At 49.0% G+C, this 3,030-nt stretch carries 2 protein-coding genes and 1 pseudogene; 2 read left to right on the top strand and 1 reads right to left on the bottom strand.

Annotated elements, in window-relative coordinates; all coding sequences use genetic code 11:
- The first annotated feature begins 111 nt into the window (after window positions 1-111).
- Entirely contained in the window at window positions 112-636 is a 525-nt protein-coding gene (locus C487_RS22050; protein ID WP_394295586.1) for an MFS transporter, read from the top strand.
- On the opposite strand, the gene C487_RS14070 is transcribed toward C487_RS22050, so the two are convergent.
- Window positions 633-1,376 carry a class I SAM-dependent methyltransferase gene (locus tag C487_RS14070; RefSeq protein ID WP_006186467.1) on the bottom strand — a complete coding sequence of 248 codons (744 nt, stop codon included), beginning with the start codon at window positions 1,374-1,376 and terminating at the stop codon, window positions 633-635. The genes C487_RS22050 and C487_RS14070 overlap by 4 nt on opposite strands.
- A gap of 867 nt (window positions 1,377-2,243) precedes the next feature.
- Between C487_RS14070 and C487_RS21550 the strand changes: the two are divergent.
- Window positions 2,244-2,909: pseudogene (locus tag C487_RS21550) on the top strand (alpha/beta hydrolase family protein); the annotation flags it as partial.
- Window positions 2,910-3,030 lie beyond the last annotated feature (121 nt).

Raw genomic sequence — 3,030 nt, forward strand, 5'->3', positions numbered from 1 at the left:
TACGAAGAGCTTCGTCGAGTCATCAGCAGCAATGAGATGCTCTCACGGGCTCACGCTGTGCCGGCTGTCGAGACCTCGGGGTAAACACGTACAAATATACTAACTTCGGTCATCGGTGACGGGACTGCACATGGCAGCGTTGTATTCGCCGCGCTCTACGGAGCGCTTTTCGTCGGTGTTTTTATCGGAAGCATCCTCGTTGGTTCTGCAGGATCAATCGTCGACCGGCATCGAGGGAAAGTTATCACTTTCGGCGTTAGCCTGACCGGGATTGGCTTCTTGCTGGCCGCAATCTTACCCTCCGTGGTTGCGTATCCGTTCACATTCATTTTCGGAGCGATAGCGGTGGGGGGGACAGGGAACGCAATCATGAAGATAGCTTATCAAACATTTCTCCAGTCGACAGTTCCTGATGACAAGCGGGGACGCGTGTTCTCTCTAGTCAGGATCTGTAGTTCGGTCGGGACCCCCTTGAGCGTCGTACTTGCTGGCCCTTTAGTGATGACAGTTGGTTCAATAGCGACGTTAGGTGGAATGGGTGGATTGCTCCTTCTCAGTTGTATAATAATGCCGTTCACACCACTCTTCAACATTGGGAGTTCCACAAGCGAGACATCCTCAACAACTGTGAACTAAGCCTCTACGATCCAGACCATCTCTTGTCCTGCCGACGTCAGTGGATCACCATTGAATCCGCCATATACGTCCCAATCGTCGAACTCTGTATGTTGGAGAAGCAACTCAATGGTCCGCTTGTCGAGGAGAGCGTACTTGTAACTTATTGATCTGATACATTTCCCATTCCTGAAAAGCTCTCGATCAAGCTGCATATACCGCTCAATCTCGTCTACAAGTCGGTAAGTCTGGACGATCGTGTATGTCAGTTCATCTCGTTCTAATTCTAATTCCATCTCCGTTCCGTACTGAGTTGCGATGATTTCCGGGTCCGGCACGAACATATTGAAAGCAAGTTTCCCGCCGGGTGCGAGATGATCCCGAATGCACTGGAGCGTGGCAAGTTGATCGTCAATAGTCAGATTGAGCAAAAAAGTACGGAAAGGGACGATAATGCGGTCAAAAGTTTGATTCGCTGAGAAATCTCGCATATCGGCTTGCCACACCTGGGGGACAAGCTCTCGTTTCTTGGCCTGCTCTCGAAGCACCGAGAGCATTGGAGCTGATATGTCGATTCCATAAGCGTCCACTTCGGCCGAGAGGAGTTCAAGATACACCCTACCAGTTCCACACCCAATTTCAAGGACAGGCCCGTCAGCGTCCAGTGCAAAGTCCAAATAGAAGTCTACGTCAGCGTTCTTTCCTTCGTAGACGACATCGTAGACATCAGCCCAATTCCTGAAGTGGTCCTCATCAACCATTTTTTATAATATTTTATTCGAAAATATTTAGTTCTTTGTACTAGTAGATCCATCTATGTCCAGTGATAATAGCATGGTTGGCCAACTCCGGGAACTGGTTGCGCTCCCAGAACTCTATCAAGCTACGGTCTCTCCCGATGGGACTAAGGTAGCTTTTTACTGGGATAAATCTGGGAGGAATGAACTTTATATATATATGATATCAAAGCTGATAACTGCCGTCAAGTTACGGATGGAGAAGTACCTCGAGATGCAATGTGGTATCTAGTCTGGGGAGCGGACAATAAGAAAATATACTTTCATGATGACTACGCTGGAAACCGGCAGAATGATATCAGTGTCGTCACGATAGAAGGTGAAGTAAAAACTGTTGTTGAGACCGGGGGACAATGCCAACTACAAGACATATCGCCAGATGGCCAGTACGTTCTCTATGCTAGTGACGAGGGCGAGCAATTAAATTTGTATAGGTACGATACCTACGCTAATCGAACTGACCAACTCACAGATTCAACGAATCCTATCTCGCAAGCGCGATACTCTCTAGACGGAACGAAGATAGCTTATGCAACCACTGATTCCGATACCGAAGGAGAAAGTGTTTATCTTGCGAACGCAGATGGTACCTCACCAACGAGATTATCGATAGGAGCACCAGAATCTCAGACAGAACTTGCAGCGTGGGGACCGGAAAGCGAGAAACTTCTCATCGGCGACGATGCGAACGGTTGGAACCAAGCCGGCATCTACTCTGTCAGCGATAATACTGTTAAGTGGCTCGGTGAGGCTGAGTACGATGAAACACCGTTAGTATTCGATCCAGAGGGTAATTCAGTCCTAGCATTGCGTTCCCGAAACGCCACCAGTATGCCGATTCGTTACCACTTAAACAGCGGTGGCGTAGAGTTACTTTCTCTCCCCGACGGTGTGTCCTTTTTCCCACGCGTCCAAGGTCGGGTATTCGATGTGAATCGAAATATCGTTCTCCAGCACGCCACTGGAAGCCATCGGAAGGAATTATTCCAGTATGACATAAGACGAGATACGACGAAAACGCTAATATCGGCGTCATATGGGGACCACAATCCTTCGTCCTTCGTAGAGCCGGAGTACATCACCTATGAATCGACTGATGGGTTGGAAATCGGCGGACTTCTTTACAAGTCCGGTCAGCGACCCTCACCAGGTATTGTAAGTGTTCACGGTGGACCACATGGACAGGCCCGTCGATTGTTTAATCTCCGAACCCAATTCCTCGTTCGCTGTGGATACACGGTTTTTGAACCAAACTATAGGGGATCGACTGGCCGCGGCCGAGAGTTCGAGAGTAAGGTTCACGGGGATTGGGGCGGAATGGAACAAGCAGATATTGTGGCTGCAGGAGATTGGTTAAAACATCTCGATTGGATCGATTCCTCTCGGGTAGCCGTACTTGGTTCCTCTTATGGGGGGTACTCCGCGTATATGCAGCTCGTTCAGTATCCAGATTATTGGACGACCGCTATCGCATGGAACGGTATCACTGACCTACAAACTCTCTACGAAGAAGCAATGCCTCATATCCAGTCGTATGAGTTTACCCCGAAGTCTCGACAGCCGGCACAGCGTGATCCCGTGAGAGCATCTCATTGTTGTTGACGACTCGACGAAGTTC

The sequence above is a fragment of the Natrinema pallidum DSM 3751 genome, from assembly GCF_000337615.1.
Lineage (GTDB): Archaea > Halobacteriota > Halobacteria > Halobacteriales > Natrialbaceae > Natrinema > Natrinema pallidum.